This window comes from Falsiroseomonas oryziterrae (assembly GCF_021864505.1).
GTDB classification, from domain to species: domain Bacteria; phylum Pseudomonadota; class Alphaproteobacteria; order Acetobacterales; family Acetobacteraceae; genus Falsiroseomonas; species Falsiroseomonas oryziterrae.
This window is the reverse complement of the sequence record NZ_JAKJIB010000567.1, coordinates 1-1,374: the sequence shown is the minus strand read 5'-3', so window position 1 is coordinate 1,374 and position 1,374 is coordinate 1. Positions and strand designations below refer to the sequence as shown.

Below are 1,374 nucleotides of genomic sequence, written 5' to 3'. Positions count from 1 at the left end.
GCTCGCGCATGGCGGCGCGCTGGTCGCCGCGGCGGTCTTCGCCGCGGTCGGGGCCACGGCGCTGGCGACCGGCGGAGCGGACCCGGTGGCGCTGCCGCTCGCCACCCCCTTCGGCCCGCTGCTGGTGGCACTCGACCCGCTCTCCGCCTGGTTCCTGCTTCTGCTGGGGCTGGCCGGCGCCTGCGCCTCGCTCTTCGCGCTCGCACATGGCCGCGGCCTGCCGCCGCGCGCCGTGGTGGCCTGGCCGCTCTTCCTGGCCGGCATGGCGCTGACCCTCGTCGCCGCCGATGCGCTGACGCTGCTGCTCGGCTTCGAGGCGATGTCGCTGGCAAGCTGGGCGCTGGTCGCCACCGACCATGCGAAGGAGGAGAATCGCCGGGCCGCCCGGATCTACCTCGTCTTCGCGGCGCTGTCGGCCGCCTGCCTGGTCCCCGCCCTCGGGCTGCTCGCCGGGCCGGCCGGCGACCTCTCCTTCGCCGCGATCCGGGAGGCGCCGCCGGAAGGCTGGCGTGCCGCGGCGATCCTGGCCCTCGTCGTCGCCGGCGCCGGCGCCAAGGCCGGCCTCGTGCCCCTGCATGCCTGGCTGCCCCTCGCGCATCCCGCCGCGCCCAGCCATGTCTCGGCGCTGATGTCGGCGGCGATGACCAAGGTCGCGCTCTATGTCGCGGCGCGGCTGCTGCTGGATCTCGGCGGGCCGGCCCAGCCGCTCTGGTGGGGCGTGCCGCTCATCGTGCTCGGCGCGGCGTCCGCCGCGCTCGGCGCGCTGCGCGCCAACCTCGAGGAGGACGGCAAGACGCTGCTGGCCTGCTCCACCATCGAGAATGTCGGCTTCGTCGCCATCGGGCTCGGCCTGGCCGCCTGCTTCCGCGCCGCCGACCTGGGCGCGCTCGCCGCGCTGGCCGCCGGCGCGGCACTGCTGCACGCGCTCGCGCATGCGATGTTCAAGACGGCGCTGTTCCTGGGCTTCGGGGAGGTCGCGCACGCCGCGGGCTCGCGCAGCCTCGACCGGCTCGGCGGGCTGATCCACGCCATGCCCTGGACGGCGGCGTGTGCGCTGATCGCCGCCGCGGCGGCCGCGAGCCTGCCGCCGCTGTCGGGCTTCGCCGGCGAATGGCTGCTGCTGCAGGCGCTGCTGGCGGCCTGGCGCGTCGGCGAGCTGCCCTTCCAGCTGCTGGCGCTCGTCGTGCTCGCGCTGGCGGCGCTGGCCGCGGCGCTGGCCGCGAGCGCGATGGTCCGGCTGTTCGGCCTGGTGTTCCTGGGCCGCCCGCGCACGCCGCGCGTGCTGGGCGCGTCGGATGCGCCGCTGCTGTCGCGCATCGCGCTCGCGGTGCCGGCCGCGCTGACAGTCGCGATCGGTGTCCTGCCGGGGCCGCT

Annotated in this window: 1 protein-coding gene; it reads left to right on the top strand. The window is 76.9% G+C overall.

Annotation, left to right across the window (positions count from 1 at the left end; genetic code table 11):
• A partial coding sequence (locus tag L2I40_RS23215; RefSeq protein ID WP_237217722.1) for a proton-conducting transporter transmembrane domain-containing protein occupies positions 1-1,374 on the top strand: 1,374 nt, incomplete at both ends.